This is a genomic window from Burkholderia sp. AU17457, assembly GCF_002223255.1.
Lineage (GTDB): Bacteria > Pseudomonadota > Gammaproteobacteria > Burkholderiales > Burkholderiaceae > Burkholderia > Burkholderia sola.
Window position 1 is genome coordinate 231340 of record NZ_NKFB01000005.1, and the last position, 19887, is coordinate 251226.

At 69.0% G+C, this 19887-nt stretch carries 17 protein-coding genes and 1 pseudogene; 6 read left to right on the forward strand and 12 right to left on the reverse strand.

Translation table 11 applies throughout. The features are described 5' to 3' along the window. Nucleotides 1–88: 88 nt before the first annotated feature. Complete coding sequence (locus tag CFB49_RS18335; protein WP_089492777.1) at nt 89–1006, forward strand: LysR family transcriptional regulator; 918 nt, start codon at nt 89–91, stop codon at nt 1004–1006. Nucleotides 1007–1133: 127 nt separating this feature from the next. On the opposite strand, the gene CFB49_RS18340 is transcribed toward CFB49_RS18335, so the two are convergent. Together CFB49_RS18340 and CFB49_RS18345 are read right to left on the reverse strand one after the other, a co-directional pair. Next, complete coding sequence (locus tag CFB49_RS18340; protein ID WP_089491971.1) at nt 1134–2114, reverse strand: PDR/VanB family oxidoreductase; 981 nt, start codon at nt 2112–2114, stop codon at nt 1134–1136. 216 nt (nt 2115–2330) lie between these two features. Beyond that, the gene (locus CFB49_RS18345; RefSeq protein WP_089491972.1) at nt 2331–3728 is read right to left on the reverse strand and encodes a spinster family MFS transporter; all 1398 of its coding nucleotides are present in this window, start codon (nt 3726–3728) and stop codon (nt 2331–2333) included. A gap of 411 nt (nt 3729–4139) precedes the next feature. On the opposite strand from CFB49_RS18345, the gene CFB49_RS18350 reads away from it, so the two are divergent. Next, nucleotides 4140–5258: a porin gene (locus tag CFB49_RS18350; protein WP_089436026.1), complete on the forward strand. Its 1119-nt coding sequence runs from the start codon at nt 4140–4142 to the stop codon at nt 5256–5258. A gap of 26 nt (nt 5259–5284) precedes the next feature. On the opposite strand, the gene CFB49_RS18355 is transcribed toward CFB49_RS18350, so the two are convergent. Both CFB49_RS18355 and CFB49_RS18360 read right to left on the reverse strand, forming a co-directional pair. Beyond that, the gene (locus CFB49_RS18355; protein ID WP_089491973.1) at nt 5285–6322 is read right to left on the reverse strand and encodes a LysR family transcriptional regulator; all 1038 of its coding nucleotides are present in this window, start codon (nt 6320–6322) and stop codon (nt 5285–5287) included. Further along, nucleotides 6319–7293, reverse strand: a complete 975-nt coding sequence (locus tag CFB49_RS18360) for an AraC family transcriptional regulator (RefSeq protein ID WP_089491974.1) — start codon at nt 7291–7293, stop codon at nt 6319–6321. Before CFB49_RS18360 ends, CFB49_RS18355 begins: the two co-directional genes overlap by 4 nt. Nucleotides 7294–7442: 149 nt before the next feature. On the opposite strand from CFB49_RS18360, the gene CFB49_RS18365 reads away from it, so the two are divergent. Both CFB49_RS18365 and CFB49_RS18370 read left to right on the forward strand, forming a co-directional pair. Then, nucleotides 7443–8549, forward strand: coding sequence for an NAD/NADP-dependent octopine/nopaline dehydrogenase family protein (locus CFB49_RS18365; protein ID WP_069618870.1), 1107 nt, complete (start codon nt 7443–7445; stop codon nt 8547–8549). Then, entirely contained in the window at nt 8546–9556 is a 1011-nt protein-coding gene (locus CFB49_RS18370; RefSeq protein ID WP_089491975.1) for a 3-hydroxybutyryl-CoA dehydrogenase, read from the forward strand. The genes CFB49_RS18365 and CFB49_RS18370 overlap by 4 nt, the downstream gene beginning before the upstream one ends. An 11-nt stretch (nt 9557–9567) precedes the next feature. Here the strand turns inward: CFB49_RS18370 and CFB49_RS18375 are convergent, their stop codons facing one another. Both CFB49_RS18375 and CFB49_RS18380 read right to left on the reverse strand, forming a co-directional pair. Beyond that, nucleotides 9568–10905, reverse strand: a complete 1338-nt coding sequence (locus CFB49_RS18375) for an MFS transporter (protein WP_089491976.1) — start codon at nt 10903–10905, stop codon at nt 9568–9570. 169 nt (nt 10906–11074) lie between these two features. Beyond that, nucleotides 11075–12121, reverse strand: a complete 1047-nt coding sequence (locus tag CFB49_RS18380) for an ABC transporter substrate-binding protein (RefSeq protein WP_089491977.1) — start codon at nt 12119–12121, stop codon at nt 11075–11077. Between the two features lie 266 nt (nt 12122–12387). Here CFB49_RS18380 and CFB49_RS18385 point away from each other — a divergent pair. Then, nucleotides 12388–12717 (forward strand): annotated as a pseudogene (locus tag CFB49_RS18385) (zinc ribbon domain-containing protein); the annotation flags it as partial. Between the two features lie 13 nt (nt 12718–12730). Here CFB49_RS18385 and CFB49_RS18390 read toward each other — a convergent pair. The 6 genes from CFB49_RS18390 to CFB49_RS18415 are packed head-to-tail and all read right to left on the reverse strand — an operon-like array spanning nt 12731 to nt 18515. Beyond that, nucleotides 12731–13882: an NAD(P)/FAD-dependent oxidoreductase gene (locus tag CFB49_RS18390; protein WP_089491978.1), complete on the reverse strand. Its 1152-nt coding sequence runs from the start codon at nt 13880–13882 to the stop codon at nt 12731–12733. Then, nucleotides 13875–15317 carry an FAD/NAD(P)-dependent oxidoreductase gene (locus CFB49_RS18395; protein ID WP_089491979.1) on the reverse strand — a complete coding sequence of 481 codons (1443 nt, stop codon included), beginning with the start codon at nt 15315–15317 and terminating at the stop codon, nt 13875–13877. Before CFB49_RS18395 ends, CFB49_RS18390 begins: the two co-directional genes overlap by 8 nt. Then, nucleotides 15314–15661, reverse strand: a complete 348-nt coding sequence (locus tag CFB49_RS18400; RefSeq protein WP_089491980.1) for a (2Fe-2S)-binding protein — start codon at nt 15659–15661, stop codon at nt 15314–15316. The genes CFB49_RS18395 and CFB49_RS18400 overlap by 4 nt, the downstream gene beginning before the upstream one ends. Continuing rightward, nucleotides 15661–16455: an ABC transporter permease gene (locus CFB49_RS18405; protein ID WP_089436034.1), complete on the reverse strand. Its 795-nt coding sequence runs from the start codon at nt 16453–16455 to the stop codon at nt 15661–15663. The genes CFB49_RS18400 and CFB49_RS18405 overlap by 1 nt, the downstream gene beginning before the upstream one ends. Continuing rightward, on the reverse strand, nt 16452–17432 hold the full coding sequence (locus CFB49_RS18410; RefSeq protein WP_089491981.1) for an ABC transporter permease: 981 nt from the start codon (nt 17430–17432) through the stop codon (nt 16452–16454). Before CFB49_RS18410 ends, CFB49_RS18405 begins: the two co-directional genes overlap by 4 nt. Beyond that, nucleotides 17433–18515 (reverse strand): ABC transporter ATP-binding protein, encoded by a 1083-nt coding sequence (locus CFB49_RS18415; protein WP_069618860.1) that lies wholly within the window; start codon nt 18513–18515, stop codon nt 17433–17435. Nucleotides 18516–18808: 293 nt separating this feature from the next. Here CFB49_RS18415 and CFB49_RS18425 point away from each other — a divergent pair, with 293 nt between their 5' ends. Further along, nucleotides 18809–19705: an IclR family transcriptional regulator gene (locus tag CFB49_RS18425; protein WP_069618859.1), complete on the forward strand. Its 897-nt coding sequence runs from the start codon at nt 18809–18811 to the stop codon at nt 19703–19705. Nucleotides 19706–19887: the final 182 nt, after the last annotated feature.

A 19887-nucleotide genomic window follows, 5' to 3' on the forward strand; every position in this document is an offset into this window, starting at 1 on the left:
CGGAGACGAGTCTCGTCTTCTGTCGCATATCGGTCAAATTGATCTAAAATCGATAATCAAATAAATGCAGCAAATGATGGAGGTCACGATGACATCGGTCGATCATCTCGATCTGAACCTGTTGCGCGTATTCCAGGCGATCGTCGACGAACGCAGCCTGACGAAGGCCGGCGAGCGGCTCGCGCTGTCGCAGCCGGCCGTCAGCTATTCGCTCGGCCGGCTGCGCACGCTGTTCGACGATCCGCTGTTCGTGCGGACGCGTTCGGGCATGCAGCCGACGCCGGTCGCGCTCGAACTCGCGGGCATCGTCGGCAAGGCGCTCGACATGGTGCGCGTCGCGCTGCGCTATGCGGAGCGCTTCGATCCGGCCACCAGCACGCGCACGTTCCGGCTGTCGCTGTCGGATGCCGGCGAGATGGCGTACCTGCCGGCGATCTGCCAGGCGCTGCGCGAGCGCGCGCCGCGCGTGACGTTGAGCGTGCAGCCGCTGCCGGTGGAGGAGATCGAGGAGGCGCTGCGCGCGAGCCGGCTCGATTTCGCGATCGGCAACCTGCCGGAGCTGATGCCGCGTACGCGCCACCAGGTGCTGTTCGAGGAAACCTACGTGTGCATGACGGGGCGCCGGCGCGGGCTGCCGGCGGCGGCCGCGTTGAGCCTCGAGCAGTTCGTGCGCGCCGCGCACGTCAACGTGAAATCGGTCGAGCATAGCCACCACGCACTCGACGACGCGTTGCGCGCGCAGGGCGTGGGGCGCAACATCGCGCTCGAGGTGCCGCACTTCGTCGCGCTGCCGAGCGTGCTGTCGGTCACCGATCTGTATGCGACGCTGCCGAGGCGGCTCGCGCAGATCCTGAACCGCGACAACGCATTCCGCCTGTATGCGCTGCCGGTCACGCTGCCGCCCGCGCCGGTGACGATGCACTGGCACGAGCATTTCCACGAGGACGAAGGCAACGCGTGGATGCGCGCGCTGCTCGCCGAAATCGTCGAGCGTTTCGACGAATGACGATCGGCGGTGTGCGGCAGGCAGCTCGCGCGTGATGCTACCGTCGTGGCTGAATGTCCATCGCCCGGGCGCCTTCCGTCAGTCAATCAGTGAATCCGTGCGGCAGCACGTCGGCGTGCTCGGCGCATCAGAGATCGAGCACGAGCACCGCCGAGCGCGCGCGCGACACGCAGCAGCAGATCACGGTGTTGCTCGCGCGCTCGGCCTTGCTCAGGCAGTGATCGCGATGATCGGGTTCGCCGTCGATGACGGGCACCATGCAGGTGCCGCATACGCCTTCGCCGCATGACGTATCGACTTCGACGCCGATCTTTGCAAGTGCGTCGACGATCGACGTACCGGGCGCGACGCGCACCGATTGGCCGCTGCGTTGCAGGCGCACTTCGAAGCCCTCTGCCGGCGCGGTGTCCGCGATGGTGACGGATGTGGACGGCTCCGCCGCGAAGCGTTCGAGATGAATCGCGTTTTCCGGGATTCGCGTGGCCGCGGCTGCGACAACGGCATCCATGAACGGCCCGGGGCCGCACGTATAGACATGCGCTTCCAGGTCGATCGACTCGATGCAGCGGCCGAGTTCGGCCGCGAGTGCATCGGGCTCGACGCCGTAATGGAACGTCACGTGCGATGCGAACGGTTCGGCGGACAGTTCGTCGACGAAGGCGGCATGGTCGCGGCTGCGCGCGAAATAGTGCAGTCGATAACGCGCGCCGCGCTGGCGCAGCGCATACGCCATCGACAGCAGCGGCGTGATGCCGATGCCGGCCGCAACCAGCACGTGCTCGCTCGCGTCATCGGCCAGACGAAACAGGTTGCGCGGCGTGCCGATCGACAATTCGGCGCCGACGCTCACGTCATCGTGCAGCGAACGCGAGCCGCCGCGCGACTGCGCTTCCTTCTTCACCGCGAACAGATAGCTGCCGCGCTCGTCGGGGTTGCCGCACAGCGAGTATTGCCGCGTGATGCCGGACGGCGCGGTGACGTCGATATGGGCGCCCGGTTCGTACGCGTCGAACGGCTGGCCGTCGACGCGCGAGACCCGGAAACAGCGGATGTCCTGCGCCGCGTCGATCAGCGCGTCGATCCGGACCTGGTGGCGGTTCGCTTGCATGGGGAAATTCCGTGGGGTAGAAGAACGCGGCGCGGCAGAGCCCCGCGCCGTCATGCAGTCGAGAATAGGGACGGGCATCGCATAAATCAAATCGATTAAAAAGTGATGACGGAATAAGTTGGATGGATGATGGTGGGCGTGCCGATCGTCGCCGGTCAGCGGGGCGGCAATCGCGCGGCCGGTGCGCCGACCACGCAATTGGTGAACCGCGTGACTTCAGCGAGCGGCAATGGCGTTGCCGGCGTCGACGGCCGCATCAGCCGAAGCCGATGCATGACCGCGTTCACGCTCGAGGCTGCGGCGATAGTGGCGGCAGCCGACGGCGAGCAGCAGCACGGCGAGCGTCGCCGCCGCGACGTTGACGATCGACATCGAATGACCGACCGCGGCCGGCGCGCCGAACACGCGATCGGTGAACAGCGCGACGACGGTCGTGCCGATCCCGAGCGCGATCAGGTTCGACACGAGCAGGAACAGCGCGGAGATCTGCGCACGCATCTGGTTCGGCGCGAGCGTCTGCATCGCGGCGGTCGACGTCGGCATCGGGAACGACGCGAAGAACATCGCGACGACCAGCATCGCGAGCGACGCCGGCAGGCTGTCGAGCTGCGTGAACAGCGTCGCGGGAATCACCATGCAGGCGGCGCCGATCGCGCCGGCACGCATCGGCGCATCGCCACGGCCGCGCCGCAGCAGCCAGTCGTTGAGCCAGCCGCCGCAGAACACGCCGGCCGTGTTCGCGACCAGCAGCACGATGCCGAGCGTGTAGCCGGCTTCGACGGCCGTCATCCCGAAGCGGCGGATATAGAACGCGGGCGTCCAGCTCAGCAGGCAGTACAGCGTCATCGCGTAGAACGAGAAGCCGAGGTAGTGGCACGCGAAGGTCGCGCGGTGCATGCCGACGAAGCGCAGCGAATCGCGCATCGACACGCGCCGCACGGCGCCCGAGCGATCCTGCGCGAGCCCCTTGCGCTGCGGGTCGCGCACGGTCGCGGCGAACAGCAGCGCGACGAGGATGCCCGGCAGCCCGACGATCAGGAATGTGACCTGCCACGCATGCACCTGCCCGACCACCGGCAGCGTGAACGCGCTCGCGTGCTTGAGCAGCGCGATCACGTAGCCGCCGATCAGGAACGCGATGCCGCCGCCGATGAACGAGCCGAGCGAATACACGGCGATCGCGCGCCCGAGCTTCTCCTTCGGGAAGTAGTCGGCGAGCATCGAATACGCGCCGGGCGACAGCGCGGCCTCGCCGACGCCGACGCCCATCCGTGCGACGAACATCTGCACGAAGTGCTGGCTCATCCCGCACGCGGCGGTCGCGACGCTCCACAGCGCGATGCCGAGCGAGATGATGCGCGGGCGCGCATAGCGGTCGGCGAGATACGCGACGGGCAGCCCCATCACCGCATAAAACAGCGAAAACGCGAAGCCGTTCAGCAAGCTGAACTGCGTATCGGACAGGTGCAGGTCGCGCTTGATCGGTTCGATCATCAGCACGAGGACCTGGCGGTCGACGAACGAAAAGATGTACGCGAGCATGCAGATGACGACGACATACCATTCGTACGTATAGCGCTTGCCGTCGGCAGCGCGGGCCGTGGATGCGGACATGCGGGTTCTCCAGGAGCGGGCGGTGGAAAAGCGCGGCATCGGCCTCGCGGGCCGGGCGCCGTCGCGGGCGCGAAAGCGTGCGGATGACACGATCGGTGACGCAGCGTAGTCGGCCAAATTCGGCCGCCATAGCCGGAGTGACAGCCGCGCCACACGGACATCTACCGACCCGGATAAAGAAAACACCGAGGCCGTGCGCGCGGGCCGCCGCGCAGCGCGCGTGCGGCGGGGCCCGTGCGCGTCATGCGGCGCGTCTATAAGCGTTATAGAGCGCATTGCGTCGACGTCCGAAATTGTCGTTCCTAGACTCGGGCCGGTTTTGATCGGCAGCGTTCGTCTCTGAAAGCGAACGCGCTTCACATCAAGCGGCGCGATGCCGACAGGCGCCGCAACTTCTACGGGACGACGCAGATGAACCATTCGAACGGGCGGGCCTTCCGGCTTGCCGTACCGCTCGCCGCGCTGCTCGCGTGCAACGCGCTGCCTGCCGTCGCGCAATCGAGCGTGACGCTCTACGGCCGCATCGACACCGCGATCGAATACGCGAACGCCGGGCCGAACCACGTGACGCGCATGGGCAGCGGCAACCTGTGGGCGTCGCAGTGGGGCTTGAAGGGTGTCGAGGATCTCGGCGGCGGCTACGCGACGATCTTCAAGCTCGAGGACGGCTTCAACGCGGCGAGCGGCGCGCTGTCGAACAGCGGCGCGCTGTTCGGCCGCGAAGCGTGGGTCGGCATCACGGGGCCGTTCGGCGGCGTGCAGTTCGGCGAGCTCTACACGATCCTGCATACGACGCTCGTCACGTACAGCCTGCCAGGCCTCGGCGCGGGGCTCGCATGGGGCAACGCGACCAACAACTTCGTCGGGCCCGCGTTCCTGCGCGTGCGCAACTCGATGCGCTACACGTCGCCGCGCTACGCGGGCTTCCTGCTGCGCGCGATGGCCGCGCGCGGCGCCAACGGCGCGGCCGGGCAGCCGGCGACGCTCGGCGATACGTACGGCGCCGGCATCAACTACGTGCGCGGCGGGTTGTCGGTCGACATCGACACCATGCAGCAGAAGTTCAGCCCGGTCGCCGCATCGACGCTCGGCGCCACGAGCACGGCCGCGAACGGCAACTACACGCTCGGTGCGATTTCGTACGACTTCAACGTCGTGAAGATCGCCGCGCTGTATATGCGCCATCGCGGCGGCCCCGACGTCGCGACCGCGATCGACAGCCAGAGCGCGTATCCGCACAGCGACATCGTCGAACTCAGCGCGACGGTGCCGATCGGCCGCGCATCGCTGCTGCTGAGCGTCGGCCATTACCGGAAGGTGGCCGATAGCGACGGCAATGCCGATTCGTACGGCATCCGCTTCGACTACCCGCTGTCGAAGCGCACGGTGCTGTACACGGGCGCCGCGATGGTGCGCAACGGCGCGCATGCGCGCTTCGTCGTCAACGGCGCGGCGGGCGGCGGTGTCGCGGTGGCGAAGCCGGGCGCGACCGCGAGTTCGCTCGTCGCGGGCATCCTCACGTCGTTCTGAGCGTGTCGGCGGGCCCGCCCGCGCCGCTACGCGCAGGCGGGCGGCTGCGGCGCGAGCCACGCGTCGAACGGCGCCTGCTCGCCGATGTTGAACAGCTCGAGCAGCAGCGCCCGCAGCCAGCGATGGCCGGGGTCCGCGTCGAAGCGGCGATGCCAGTACGCGTTGACGGCCCATTCGCCGGCGCTGGCGATCTCGTACAGCACGCACGGCTGGCGCGCCGCGAACGTGATCGCGATCGTCTCCGGCAGGATCAGCGCGTAATCGCCGTCCTGCAGCAGCGCCGGCACCACCATGAAGTCGGGCAGCGCCGCCCGCACGCGCGGCATCAGTTCGTGCCGCTCGAGCAGTTGCATCGACTGCGGATGCGACGTGACCGCGACGAAGCGCAGCGCATCGGGCGCCGTGCCGTCGAGCACGAAACCGTCGGGCAACCCTGCGCGCTGCGCGGTACGGCGCGGCATCAGCAGCACGCAGCGTTCGTGCAGCAGCGCGGTGCGCTGGAAGTGGCTCGACGCATCGGCGAAATGGCCGAGCGCGAAGTCGATGCGCCCCGATTCGAGCGCGACGTTGAGCTGGCATTCGTCGACGTGCAGCGTCTCGATCACCGCGCCCGGTGCGCGCCGGTCGAGCGCGCCGAGCAGCGTCGGCAGGAACGCGCTCGCCGCGAAATCGCTCATGTGCAGGCGGAACACGCGCTGCGTGCTGTCGGGCGTGAAGCGCGAGCCTTCGTCGAGCACGTGCTGCAGGATCGCGAGCGCCTTGTCGACCGAGATCGCGAGCCGTTGCGCGCGCGGGGTTGGCTCGACGCCGGTGCCGGTGCGCACGAACAGCGCGTCGCGGAACATCAGCCGCAGCCGGCCGAGCGCGTAGCTGACCGACGGCTGCGTGACGCCGAGCCGCAGCGCCGCGCGGCCGACGTGCCGCTCTTCATACACCGCGCGAAACGTCTTCAACAGGTTGAGATCGAGATCCTGCACGCGCAGGCCGTCGGCGGAGTCGCTGTCGTGCGGCGCGGGTTCGGGGCGGGACGGGGCCGTCGGGCGGCCGGAAGCGGAGAGCGTCATCGTGTCTGCCTCGCGGTGACGGAAGGCGCGTGGCCGTAACGCCGCGCATACGCCTTCGCGAAATGGCCGAAGCCATGGATGCCGTGCGCGATCAGTACGTCGGTCACGCTGCGCGCGTTGCCGCGTTGCAGCGCCGCATGCACGGCGGCGAGCCGGCGTTCGCGCACGTACGCGGCCGGCGTGGTGTGCAGGAACGCGCGGAACGCATGCTGCAGCGTGCGCGGCGCGACGCCCGCGACGGCCGCCAGCGTGGCGAGCGCGAGCGGTTCGCCGAGGTGCGCATCGACATGCGCGCACGCGCGCCGCACATGCGCGGGCAATGGCGGCGTGCCGCGCAGCAGCGCGTCGCTGTAAGCGTGCGGCAGGTGCGTGAGCAGCAGCGACATCAGCCACGCGGTGAGGTCGGCGCCGAACGCCGGCGACGCGGTGCCGATGCCCGGCTGCGCGCCGAGCCGGCACAGGTATTCGAAGGTCGGCAGCACGAGCGCGCCGCCCGCGCCGGCGCCGCCGGCTGCCACGTCGAACTGCAGCGGTCGTGCGAGCGGCGCGTGAAGCATGTCCTGCAGCTTGCGTTCGAGCGCGCCGCGCTCGAGCCGCAGCACGAGGTTGCGGCAATCGGGGCTCGTACGCAGGCGGCTCGCGAGCGCGGGCGACGACACGGTCAACTCGCCGGGGCCGGCGCGCGCGACGACGCTGCCGGCCTGCAGCTCGCACGCACCGGCGAGCGTCAGCCGGAACAGGAAGTGATCGGCGTCGTCGCCGAATTCGATGCGCGTTTCGCGTCCGTAGCTGAGTTCGAGCAGTGCACCGTGATGCAGCGGCACTTCGTACAGCTCCGCGCGAAACGGATCGCGGCCGCACGCGGCCATCCGGTGCGGCCCGAGCCGGTGCGCGACCGCGCGTTCGACTTCGTCGGGGGCGTGCAGTGTGCCGAGCCGGTTCGGCGCATGGCGGGAAAGGGCGATGTCCATTGATAGACCTCGTAACGGATGCAGGGGTGCGTCGGCTTGCGCGGCCTCGCGATTGCGTTGCGCGAACGGGCGCGTCGTTGCGTGTTTTGAAGCGACGCGGCGCAGGCGGCCGCGTAGTCTCGGACGTACTCGATCACCAGGAGAAGACGATGAAGGTATGTGTTCTGGGCGGCGGCCACGGCTGCCATGCGGCGGCCATCGACCTGCTCGAAAAAGGCCACGACGTGACGTGGTGGCGGCGCGATCGCGAGCCGCACGCGCGGCTGCGCGCGCTTGGCGTGCTGAACGTCACCGACTATCGCGGCAAGCGCGCGGTGCCGCTCGGCGATGCGCCGGGCGCGATCCGCCTGACCGACGATCTGCCCGCCGCGCTGCACGGCGCGCGGCTCGTCGTGGTGCCGTTGCCGGCCACGTCGCACGACGCGCTCGCCGCGCAGGTCGCGCCGCTGCTGGAGGACGGCCAGGTCGTGTTCCTGCCGCCCGGCACGTTCGGCAGCGTCGTGTTCGCCCGCGCGGCGGCCGACGCCGGTAACCGTTCGCGCGTTGCGTTCGCCGAAACAGGCACGCTGCCGTACCTGGTGCGCAAGCATCGCGACAACGATGTCGTGATCAGCGCGTACGCGACGCGCCTGCCGACCGGCGTGTGGCCGGCGAACGCAGCCGGCTGGGCGTTCGACGTGTTGCGCGCCGGCTATCCGTCGGTCGAGCCGGTCGAGGATGCATTGTCCGGCGCGCTGATGAATGCGGGCCCGGTGATCCATCCGCCGCTGATCCTGATGAACGCCGGGCCGCTCGAACATTTCGACGCGTGGGACATCCACAACGAAGGCACGCAGCCGTCGATCCGCCGCGTGACGAACGCGCTCGACGCCGAACGCATCGCGGTGCGCGAAGCGCTCGGCTACCGTGCGCCGCATTTCCCGCTCGCCGATCACTACGCGACCGACGGCGACGAATGGATGTACGGGCGCGGCGCGCACGGCAAGCTGACCGATAGCGGCGACTGGCGCGAGAAGATCGATCTGCGCACGCATCGCTACATGCTCGAGGACACCCGGATCGGGCTGTCGTTCATCGTGTCGTGCGGGCGCTGGGCCGGCGTGCCGACGCCCGTCGCGCAGGGGCTGCTGAGCGTCGCGAGCGTGGTCGCGGTGCGCGACCTGTATGCGGAAGGCCGCACGCTTGAGCGGCTCGGGCTCGCGGCGCTGTCGAAGGACGCGCTGCGCGCGCTGCTCGACGTGGGGTACGCGGCATGAAGGCCGCCGCCGATGTGACGCGCATCCACGTGCTTGGCGCGGGACGCATGGGGCAGGGCATCGCGCTCGTGTTCGCGTTCGCGGGCCTCGACGTGACGCTGATCGATTTCAAGCCGCGCGATGCGGCCGGCCGTCGCGCGTTCGACGATCGCACGCGCGACGAGATCGCGCGGCCGCTGCATGCGCAGGTCGCGCTGGGTCGCATCGATGCCGCGCAGGCCGACGCCGTCGTCGCGCGTATCGCACTGGTGGCGCGGGACGGCGCGGCCGACGCGGTGCGCGATGCCGATATCGTGTTCGAAGCGCTGCCCGAAGTGCTCGATGCAAAAGCCGACGCGCTGCGCTGGCTCGGCGAACACGTCGATGCGCACGCAACGATCGCGTCGACCACGTCGACGTTCGTCGTCACCGAATTGCAGCGCCACGTTGCGCATCCGGCGCGAATGCTGAACGCACACTGGCTGAATCCCGCGCTGCTGATGCCGCTCGTCGAGGTCAGCCGCGGCGATGCGACCGATCAGGCCGTCGTCGACGCGCTCGCGGCGCTGCTGGAACGCGTCGGCAAGAAGCCGGTGATCTGCGGGCCGGCGCCCGGCTACATCGTGCCGCGCATCCAGGCGCTCGCGATGAACGAGGCCGCGCGGATGGTCGAGGAGGGCGTGGCCAGCGCCGAGGACATCGACATCGCGATCCGCACCGGTTTCGGCCCGCGCTTCGCGGTGCTCGGGCTGCTCGAATTCATCGACTGGGGCGGCTGCGACATCCTGTACTACGCGTCGCAGTACCTGGCGGGCGAGATCGGCCCGCGTTTCGCGCCGGCCGCGAGCGTCGTGCGCAACATGGAAGCCGGGCGCGACGGCGTGCGCACGGGCGCCGGCTTTCACGACTATGCGGCGGTCGACGTGCCCGCGTACATGCGCCGGCGGCTCGGCGAATTCGCGCGGCTGCTCGACCATCTCGGGCTGGCGCCGGCGTTCGACAGCGCGCGGCGCGACGCCGGGCGCTGAGCGTCGCGTGGTCATGCCTCGTTGCCGCGCGAACCGTCGGCGGGCGTGGTGCGCGTCTCGCGCATCACGCACAGCGTCGCGACCGTGACGAGGCCGAGCGCAATGAGGAACAGCGACACCGGCCACGACGCGTGATAGCGCGCAAGCAGCGCGGTCGCGATCAGCGGCGACATCCCGCCCGCGAAGATCGACGCGACTTCATGGCCCAGCGCGACGCCCGAGTAGCGTACCTCGGTGCTGAACAGCTCGCCGACGAGCGCGGGCAGCGTACCGATCATCGCGCCGTGGCTCACCGCCGTGCCGACCGTCAGCGCGAGCCACACGAGCGGCGTCACGCGCGTGTCGAGCAGCCAGAAGAACGGAAACGCGCATGCGACGAGGCTCAGCGCGCCGATCAGGTATACGGGCTTGCGGCCGATCCGGTCGGACAAGCGGCCCCAGGCGAGCATCGCGCCCATCTCGACGATCATCGCGATCATCACGCCGGTCAGCATCGTGCCGTTCGGAATCCCGACGTACTTGCCGTAGACGAGCGAGAACGCGAGGAAGATGTAGGCGCCCCCGTTCTCGGCCACGCGCAGCCCCATCGCCAGCAGGATTTCCTTCGGATGGCGGCGGATGCACTCGACGATCGGCAAATGCGTGTGCGCGCCGCGCTTGCCGGCCTGCTCGAAGTCGCGGCTTTCCGGCAGATGGCGGCGGATATAGATGCCGATCGCGAAGATCGCGATGCTTGCGAGGAACGGCAGCCGCCAGCCCCACGTGCGGAACATGTCGTCCGGCAGCGCCTGCGCGGCAAGAAACGCGGCCGACGACAGCACGAAGCCGCCGCCCACGCCGAGCTGGCTCCACGCCGCGTAATAGCCGCGCTGCTCGGGCGGCGCGTTCTCGCTGATCATCAGCACGCCACCGCCCCATTCGCCGCCGGACGCGATGCCCTGCAGCAGGCGCAGCACGACGAGCGCGGCCGGCGCCCACAGGCCGATCTGTGCATAGGTCGGCAGCAGGCCGATCGCGAACGTCGACGCACCCATGATCAGCAGCGTCCACACGAGCGACGCCTTGCGCCCGTAGCGATCGCCGACGTGGCCGAACACGATCCCGCCGAGCGGCCGCGCGACGAAGCCGAGCGCGAACGCCGCGAATGCGGCGAGGCTGCCGGCGAGCGGCGAGGCGCCGGGCGGAAAGAACACGTGGCCGAACACGAGCGCCGCGGCCGTGCCGTAGACGAAAAAGTCATACCATTCCATCGCGTTGCCGGCGACGGAGGCGATGACGATCCGGCGCAGTTGCCGGTCGGCGAGCGGCCGGGCGGCGCTCGGGGATTGCACGGTGTCGGTCGGGTACATGGCGGACTCTGAAGGGGGAGGCGGGCGCGTGCCGTCTTGTGCGGCACTGCGGGCTAGTGTTGTCGGCCCGCCGCTCCCCGGTCAAATCCGCAGAAAAAGGGGAGTGTCATCACTCCCGCAAATGATGGTCGTGGTGCGCGGGCTCCGTGCCGGCGCGCGCCTGCGCCCCTTACCGCTCGATCTGCCGGTTCCAGCGCGTATCCCACTGCGCGCGACGCGCGTTGATCGCGGTCCAGTCGACCACCGTCACCTTGCGTACCAGATCATCGACGTTACCGAGGCTCTGCTGCATCGCGGCCGGCATCTTCGCGAGGCGGTTGGTCGGAATCTGCTTGCCGGCCTCGGCCGCCTTCGTCTGCGCGGGCGCGGACAGCAGGAACTGCGCGAGCTTTTGCGCGAGTTGCGGATCGGGATTGTTCGCGACCACGCACAGGTCGACGAGCAGCAGCACCGGGCCTTCCTTCGGGTTCGCGTACGCGACGGGGATGCCCTTGTCCTGCAGGTCGCCGACGCCGGTCGGCGTCAGCGGGAACAGGCCGGCCTCGCCGGTCTGCACCATCTCGGAGATCTTCGCCGAGTTCGGGATGTACTCGACGACGTTCGGGCCGACCGTGCTCGCCCACTTGCCGAAGCCGGGCTCGACGTTCTGTTCGTTGCCGCCGAGCAGCCGGTTGATCGCGAGGAAGCCGTGTAGCCCGAACGTGCTGCTCGACGCCGACTGGAACACGACCTTGCCCTTGTATTTCGGATCGGCGAAATCCATCCACGACGTCGGCGGCGCCCAGCCTTTCTCGGCGAACAGCTTCCTGTTGTACGCGATGCCGGTCATTCCGAGTTGCACGCCCGCGCCGACGTCGTCCTTCATCCGCGCGAACGGGTACAGCTCCTTCAGCACCGGCGAATCGTCGAGCTTCTGGCACACGCCGAGGCTCACCGCGCGCGCCATCACGCCGTCGTCGAGGAACGCGACGTGGATCTGCGGCTTGTTGCGGTTCGCGAGCAGCTTCGCGAGCACGTCCGACGACGTGCCGGGCACGATCACCACCTTGACGTTGTTCGCCTTCTCGAAGTCGGGCAGCACCTGGCTCGTATAGGCCTTTTCCATCGGCCCGCCGTTCATGCCGACGTAGATCGTCTTCGTTTGCGCGAACGCGGGCGCGCTAGCGCCTGCCACGCACAGTGCGGCGGCCGCCGCGATCGTTCCGAGCAGTTTCATCAAAATTTACTCCTGGAAACCCCGGCCTTTCTCCCAAGGGGACTTCCTTTGGGGGTGTGGCGAGGAGTGAAAGGATTGCTGTTGACAGGCAGCTTCTTCCACGGGTTAAGATCACCGGTATGGTTCTTGTCTACAGCTACCGGGTGAAGTCGCTCGACGGTTTGCTGAACGAGCCGCGTAGAGAACTACGTCTGGAACCTCTGCAACGACACGCGGAAGCATGCGCTCAAGTGGAACAAGAGGTGATCGACGGATTCGACTTGAATGGGCTCGTGTCGGCCACGAAACTCGCCAATACCAGGATGGCGAAAAGCGTCTACGACGCGTTCTGGTCGTCTTTCCGGGACAAGCTCTGCTACAAGGCGATTACGCACGGAGCCACGTTCAAGAAAGTCGAAGGAAGCGGTTCTACCCAGTCTTGCTCGGCGTGCGAATCGAAAGACAGCACGACGCGGCTGAAAGGTATCGCAGGACTGCGAATAAGAGAGTGAACTTGCTGTAGATGTGGTGTCGCACATTATCGTGATACCAATGCTGCGCTGATCATTCTCCGATGCGGACGTGCATCGCCAGCTGTGGGAATCCTTCGCCTTTAGGCGCAGGGGGACGTCAATTTTGGATCTCCTCTTGACGGAAAGGGGCGGTCGGCGCGGCTTGCGGGAAGAAGCGGCCGATCGAGAATGCATCGAGTGGCGTGGCGGTTTCGCCGGTGGTGACGAGATCGGCGAGCACGTCGCCGACGCCCGGCGCGAGCAGGAAGCCGCCGCCGGAAAAGCCGAACGCATGCAGCAGATTCGGCGTGGTGCGGCTCGCGCCGATGATCGGGTTGTGGTCGGGCGTGCAGCCTTCGACGCCGCTCCACGTGCGGATCAGCAGTGCGTCGCGCAGCGCGGGTAACAGCGCGCACGCGTCGCGCATCACTGCGCGCGTCGTATCGACCGACGGCTGGCCGAATTCGCCGTCGCCACGGCCTCGGCCGCCGCCGATCACGCAGTTGCCGCGCGCGACCTGGCGCGCGTACACGCCGCCGCCATACACGCCGAGGTTGTGCGTGATGAATGGCGGCAGCGGCTCGGTCACCCACATGTTCGGGTAGATCGGCTCCATCGGTACGGCTTCGCCGAAGCGTTCGGCGATCGTGTTCGCCCATGCGCCGGCCGAATTGATCAGCCACGTCGCGGTGTGCGCGCGGCTGCCCGCCTGAAAGTGAAAGCGCGTGCCATCGTGATGAACCGCGTCGACAGGCGTGTGCTCGAACACGTCCGCGCCCGCTGCGCGGGCCGCGCGCGCGAACGCGGGCGACACGACGCGCGGGTTCGCATGGCCATCGGTCTCGCACAGCGAGCCGCCGAGTGCCGCGCGGCCGAGCCACGGGTAGCGGCGGCGGAACGCGTCGCCGCGCATCACCTGCAGCGGCAAGCCGTGTTCGCCGGCGAGCACGGCGTACGCGTCGAGCGCATCGAGATCGGCGTCGCTGCGTGCGAGCCGCAAGTGGCCGGACACGACGAATTCGCCGTCGATGCCGATCAACTCGGGCAGGCGATCCCAGATACGCCGTGCGCGCAGCGCGAGCGGCAATTGCTCGGCCGGGCGGCCCTGACAGCGCACGCCGCCGTAGTTCACGCCGCTCGCCTGCGCGCCGCAGTCGCGCCGTTCGAACAGCCCGACGCGCAGCCCGCGCCGCGTGAGCGCAAGCGCGGCCGACGCGCCGACGAGGCCGCCGCCGACGATCGCGACGTCGTAATGCCGGATCTCACTCATCGCGCGCCTCGTCGGGAATCGCCGCGACGTCGTCGCCTGCCAGCGCCGCCGAGATCGGAAACGGCTTCACGGGTGGTTGCGCGCGCAACCGCCCGACGTCGGCGAGCGGCCGGCCGGTTTCGACGGCCAGCACGAGCGCGGCCGCGTCGCCGCACATGCGGCCCTGGCAGCGGCCCATGCCGACGCGGGTTAGCGCCTTCAGCCGGTTCAATTCGGTCGCCGCGCCTTCGCGCACGCAGCGGCGCAGCGTGCCCGCATCGATCTCCTCGCAGCGGCACACGATCGTGTCGTCGGGGCAGCGGGCAACCTGTTCGGCCGGCGGCGTGAACGCCGCCTCGAGGCCCGCGCGGAATGCGCCGATGCGGGCGAGCGTGCGCTCGAGCGCCGCCGCGTCGGGCTGGCCGGACGGCGAGCGCGATGCGACGCCGGCATCGTCGAGCAGCGCGAGCGCCGCACGCCGGCCCGACGCTTCGGCCGAGTCCGCGCCCGCGATGCCCGCGCCGTCGCCGGCGACGTAGATGCCACGTACCGACGTGCGACCGGCCGCGTCGCGTTCGGGCAGCCACGCGCGATTGAGCGGGTCGAATTCGAACCGGCAGCCGGCGAGATCGGCGAGCTGCGTTTCGGCGCGCAGGCCGAAGCCGAGGCCGAGCGCATCGCAATCGAGCAGGCGCGGCGACGCGGGCTGTGCGTCGTTGCCGGCGGTGCGCCATGCGAGCCCCGTCACGTGCTGGTCGCCGAGCACGCGCTCGAGCGTGACGCCCGTTTCGATCGCGACGCCATGCGCGCGCAGCCAGCCGTTGTAGTAGAGCCCTTTCGCGAAGATCGACGGCATGCGCAGCAGCGCGGGCGCGGCGGCGGCCTGGCGGCGCAGCGGGCTCGTGTCGAGGACGGCCGCGACGTGTGCGCCGGCCTTCGCATACTGGTAAGCGACGAGGTAAAGCAGCGGCCCGGTGCCCGCGAACACGATGCGTCGGCCGATCGCGCAGCCCTGCGCCTTCAGCGCGACCTGCGCGCCGCCGAGCGTATAGACGCCCGCGAGCGTCCAGCCCGGCACGGGCAGCATGCGATCGGTCGCGCCGCTCGCGACGATCAGGTGCGAGTACGGCACCGTCACTTCGCGGCCGTCCTGCAGCGTGTCGACGCGGCCCGCGCCGCATGACCACGCAAGCGTGTTCGGCCGATAGTCGACGTGCGGCAGCAGCGCGGCCATCGTCCGGTGCACCGCGTCGGCCTTCGCGGCCTCGAGGCCGTACAGCGTGCGCTTGCCGCGCACGAACGCGGCGTCGGCCGGCGGTTGACGATAGATCTGTCCGCCCCAGCGCGCGTTCTCGTCGATCACGACCGGGCGCAGCCCGGCGTCGACCAGCGCCTCGGCCGCGCGCACGCCGGCCGGTCCTGCGCCGACGATCACCGGTTGCAGTGCGGCGCTCACGATGCGTCTCCGGTCGCGGCCGGTCGGGCGGTCGTGAGAATCCGCATGCCTTCGGCGATCGGCGTCGAGCACGCGCGCACGCGCGCGCCGGCTTCGGTGCGCACCCAGCAGTCCTGGCACGCGCCGATCAGGCAGAACCCCGCGCGCGGCTGCCCGCTGAATTCGCTGACGCGCACGCGACGCTGCGCGACGAGGATCGCGGTGAGCACGGTGTCGCCGGCAAGCGCGTGCGCGGGGCGGCCGTCGAGCGTGAACGTGACGGCGGCGCGCTCGCGTTCGGCAATGCGCACGAACTGCGCGCCGTCGTCCGCGATGCCGGTGGAACGGGGAACGGGAGTCGTCATCAATGTTGGCCGATCAGGATGCGGTTCAGGCCGTACACGCGATCGAGCAGCAGCATCGCGCCGGCGGTGATGAAGATGACGAGCGCCGACACCGACGCCATCATCGGGTCGATCGATTCGGTCGCGTACATGTACATGCGCACGGGCAGCGTGACCGTCTGCGGCGACGTGACGAAGATCGACATCGTCAGCTCGTCGAAGCTGTTGATGAACGCGAGCAGCCAGCCGCCGGTGATGCCGGGCACGATCATCGGCAGCGTGATGCGGCGGAAGGTTGTCCACGGGTCCGCGCCGAGCGAACACGCGGCCTGCTCGATGCTGCGGTCGAGGCCCGCGACGGACGCGAGCACGAGCCGCATCACGAACGGCGTGATGACGATCATGTGCGCGAGCACCAGCCACGCGAACGAGCCGGTCGCGCCGATCAGCGCGAAGAAGCGCAGCAGCGCGATGCCGAGCACGAGGCCGGGGATCACGAGCGGCGACAGCAGCAGCCCGTTCAGGAACGCGCGGCCGGGAAACGTCGCGCGGCCGATCGCGAGGCCGGCCGGCAACGCGATCGCGAGCGACAGCGTCGCCGACGCGAACGCGAGCTTCACGCTGTTGACGAACGCGGTGACGAAGTCGGGATAGTCGAGGATCGCGCGGAACCAGCGCAGCGACACGCCGCGGGTCGGCAGCGTCAGCGTTTCGTCGGGCGTAAACGCGACCAGCACGACGATCGCGAGCGGCGCGAGCACGAACAGGATCACGAGCGTGTGGAAGGCAAGGGCGAAGGGGCCGTTCTTTCTCATCGCGATGCGCCTCCGAGGCTGCGCGCGTAGCGGCGTTCGAGCACGCGGTAGTAGGTGAGCATCACGACGAGGTTCGCGGCGAGCAGCATCACCGCGATCGTCGCGCCGAGCGGCCAGTTCAGCGAGCCGAGGAATTCGTCGTAGACGGCCGTGGCCGCGACCTTCAGCCGACGGCCGCCGAGCAGGCCCGGAATCGCGAACGCGCTCGCCGACAGCCCGAACACCATCAGGCTGCCCGACAGCACGCCCGGCATCAGTTGCGGCACGACGATGCGGCGCAGCGTCGTGAACGGCGACGCGCCGAGCGACAGCGCCGCGTGTTCGGTCTGCGGATCGAGCCGCTGCAGCGCGGTCCACACCGGAATCACCATGAACGGCAGCATCACGTGCACCAGCGCGATCACGATCGCGAACGTCGTGTATTCGAGCTTGTACGGCCCGAGGCCGACGAGCGCGAGCGCCTGGTTCACGAGGCCGCTGGTGTTCAGCAGCATGCTCCAGCCGAACGCGCGCACGACCACCGACACGAGCAGCGGCGCGAGAATCGCGAGCAGGAACAGCGAACGCCACGGGTCGCGCATCTTCGACAGCACGTACGCCTCCGGCGTGCCGATCGCGACGCAGATCGCGGTCGTCAGCGCGGCGATGCCGAACGTGCGCGCGAAGATCGTGTGGAAGTACGACGAGCCGAGCACTTCCGCGTAGTTGCCGAACTGGAACGCGGCGATCGGGCCGGTGGCCGGGTCGAAGCGGTAGAACGTCAGCACGAACGTCATCGCGAGCGGCACGAGCACGAGCGCGGCGAACAGCGCGAAGGCGGGCGTGCACATCAGCCACAGCGGCGCGTGGGCGCGCCAGCTCGCGCGCGGCGCGTGGCCGCCGACGGCGCGCGGCGACATTGCGTCGGCGGCTGCCGGGGCGGCCGCGAGCCCGGCCGGCGCGCCGTCGGTCGAGAGCGGGCGGGAGGGCTGTCCCATTCAGGCCTCCCGGCGCATCACGCGCACGGCGTCGCTGTGCCAGTCGATGCCGACCGGCGCGCCTTCCGCGAGCGGCTCCGCGCCTTCGTTCTGGCAGCACACGAGCACTTCGCCGAGCGCGCTGTCGACGCGGTACAGCCACTGGCTGCCGAGGAAGAAACGGCTCGTGACGGTCGCGGCGAAGCGGCCGGCGTCGGGCGCGCACAGTCGCAGCTTCTCGGGGCGGATGCAGACCGACACCGCATCGCCGACGCGCATGTCGCGCTCGCGCGGCGGCAGGTGCGCGGTGCGGCCGGTCTCGGCGAGATCGTGCCCGAGGTCGATGCGGATCGCGTGGCCGTCGTGCGCGACGATGGTGCCGGGCAGCAGGTTCGCCTTGCCGATGAACTGCGACACGAAATGATTCTCCGGGCGCTCGTACGCGCGGTACGGCGTATCGGTCTGCGTGATGCGGCCGGCTTCCATCACGACCACGCGGTCGCTGATCGACAGCGCTTCCGACTGATCGTGCGTGACCATGATCGTCGTCGTGCCGATCTTGCGCTGGATTGCGCGCAGCTCGAACTGCATGTCCTCGCGCAGTTTCGCGTCGAGGTTCGACATCGGTTCGTCGAGCAGCAGCACCGGCGGCTCGATCACGACCGCGCGCGCGATCGCCACGCGCTGCCGCTGGCCGCCCGACAGTTCGCGCGGAAAGCGGTGCGCGAGCGCGTCGAGCCGCACGAGCGCCAGCGCCGCGCGGATGCGCTCCGCGCGCTCGGCCTTGTCGACGCCGCGCATGTCGAGGCCGAAGCCGACGTTCTCCGCGACGCTCATGTGCGGAAACAGCGCATAGCTCTGGAACACGATACCGAGCCCGCGGCGGTTCGGCTTCAGGTGCGTGATGTCCTGCCCGTCGAGCGCGATGCGCCCGCGCGTGACGTCGACGAAGCCGGCGATCATCTGCAGCGTGGTGGTCTTGCCGCAGCCGGACGGCCCGAGCAGCGACACGAATTCACCTTGCTCGACCGACAGGTTGACGTCCGCGACGGCGGTGAGCTCGCCGAACGTTTTCGTCAGATCCGTAAGCGTGAGAAACGACATGGGGAGCTCCGGGTTCGCACACCGCATGGCCGGTGCGCCGATGACGCGGACTCTAGCCAGCCATATTTCGGAGCGTCAATTTCGAATTCTGCTGAACGGGATGAATTTCTGAAAAATTCCATTCAATGGAATGAACGTGAAAATCGCCCGCGAATCGTTCCGGTGGATGAAGGGCGGCCGACCGGTGAAACGCGCGCGTCAATCCCGTGCACACCCGGATGCCCGCGGATTTTCGGCCGGACGACAATCGGTCTATCGTATTCCGTTCAATGAAATCGTCGAGGAGAGCCGGCATGCAGGAACCCCATTCGACCGGAACGTCGCCGGCCGCACGGACGCCGCGCCCGGACGAGGACGCCGTCGACCCGGCCGATGCGGCCGGTGCGCCGGGCACCGGCATGCTGCAGCGTGCGTTCGCGATCCTGCGCGCGCTGGCCGGCATGCAGCAGGACGGCGTGCGCGTCACGCATCTGGCGAAAGCCGTCGGCCTCACGCAGGGCACCGCGCACCGGATCCTGCAATCGCTGATCGCCGAAGGAATGGTCGAACAGGACGAGCAGTCGAAGCTGTACCGGCTGAGCGTCGACTTCTTCGCGCTCGCCGCGCTGGCCGGCAACCCGAGCAGCATGCGCACGCTGTGCCGGCCCGCGCTGCTGCGGCTGTGCGCGAGCCTCGGCGAAACCATCTTCCTGCTCGTGAAGAGCGGCTTCGACGCCGTATGTCTCGACCTGTGCGAAGGGCCGTTTCCGATCCGCTCGTTTACCGGCGACATCGGCGGGCGCATCGCGCTCGGCGTCGGGCAGGGCAGCCTCGCGATCCTCGCGTTCCTGCCCGAGGCCGAACGCGAGGAAGTGATCCGTTTCAACGTGCCGCGCATCCGCGGCTACGGCGTGCTCGACGAGGTGTATCTGCGCACCGAGATCGAACGCGTGCGGCAGCTCGGCTACGCGGGCCGCAACAGCGGCGTGCTCGACGGGATGGCCGGCGTGGCGGTGCCGATCCTCGATCGCACCGGTTATCCGGTCGGCGCGCTGAGCGTCGGCACGCTCGCGTCGCGGCTCGGCGACGACCGGATGCCGATGGTCGTCGAACTGCTGCGGCGGCAGGCTGATGCGATCGGGCCGCGCACCAATCCGTTCGACGCCGCGTTGCGGCGGCCGATGCACGGGTTATCGGGGAAAACCGTGTAGCCGCGTCGCGCGCTGCCGTTTCATTGGTTCGCGTGCGCAAGCCATTCCCGTCCGGTCAAGGCGCGCAGGGTCCAGTGGTCCTGCGCGCTTTTGTTTTTTAGCGGCGCCGCTTGCACACCTCGAATGACGCTTTTCGAGGGTTATACGACCTTTGAGACATCTGCCTCCCGTTCCATACTGCA

Excerpts from the sequence above, each read along its gene's own strand:
- CFB49_RS18335 (WP_089492777.1), top strand. The coding sequence starts at position 89 with ATGACATCGGTCGATCATCTCGATCTGAACCTGTTGCGCGTATTCCAG.
- CFB49_RS18340 (WP_089491971.1), bottom strand. The coding sequence starts at position 2,114 with ATGCAAGCGAACCGCCACCAGGTCCGGATCGACGCGCTGATCGACGCG.
- CFB49_RS18345 (WP_089491972.1), bottom strand. The coding sequence starts at position 3,728 with ATGTCCGCATCCACGGCCCGCGCTGCCGACGGCAAGCGCTATACGTAC.
- CFB49_RS18350 (WP_089436026.1), top strand. The coding sequence starts at position 4,140 with ATGAACCATTCGAACGGGCGGGCCTTCCGGCTTGCCGTACCGCTCGCC.
- CFB49_RS18355 (WP_089491973.1), bottom strand. The coding sequence starts at position 6,322 with ATGACGCTCTCCGCTTCCGGCCGCCCGACGGCCCCGTCCCGCCCCGAA.
- CFB49_RS18360 (WP_089491974.1), bottom strand. The coding sequence starts at position 7,293 with ATGGACATCGCCCTTTCCCGCCATGCGCCGAACCGGCTCGGCACACTG.
- CFB49_RS18365 (WP_069618870.1), top strand. The coding sequence starts at position 7,443 with ATGAAGGTATGTGTTCTGGGCGGCGGCCACGGCTGCCATGCGGCGGCC.
- CFB49_RS18370 (WP_089491975.1), top strand. The coding sequence starts at position 8,546 with ATGAAGGCCGCCGCCGATGTGACGCGCATCCACGTGCTTGGCGCGGGA.
- CFB49_RS18375 (WP_089491976.1), bottom strand. The coding sequence starts at position 10,905 with ATGTACCCGACCGACACCGTGCAATCCCCGAGCGCCGCCCGGCCGCTC.
- CFB49_RS18380 (WP_089491977.1), bottom strand. The coding sequence starts at position 12,121 with ATGAAACTGCTCGGAACGATCGCGGCGGCCGCCGCACTGTGCGTGGCA.
- CFB49_RS18390 (WP_089491978.1), bottom strand. The coding sequence starts at position 13,882 with ATGAGTGAGATCCGGCATTACGACGTCGCGATCGTCGGCGGCGGCCTC.
- CFB49_RS18400 (WP_089491980.1), bottom strand. The coding sequence starts at position 15,661 with ATGACGACTCCCGTTCCCCGTTCCACCGGCATCGCGGACGACGGCGCG.
- CFB49_RS18405 (WP_089436034.1), bottom strand. The coding sequence starts at position 16,455 with ATGAGAAAGAACGGCCCCTTCGCCCTTGCCTTCCACACGCTCGTGATC.
- CFB49_RS18410 (WP_089491981.1), bottom strand. The coding sequence starts at position 17,432 with ATGGGACAGCCCTCCCGCCCGCTCTCGACCGACGGCGCGCCGGCCGGG.
- CFB49_RS18415 (WP_069618860.1), bottom strand. The coding sequence starts at position 18,515 with ATGTCGTTTCTCACGCTTACGGATCTGACGAAAACGTTCGGCGAGCTC.
- CFB49_RS18425 (WP_069618859.1), top strand. The coding sequence starts at position 18,809 with ATGCAGGAACCCCATTCGACCGGAACGTCGCCGGCCGCACGGACGCCG.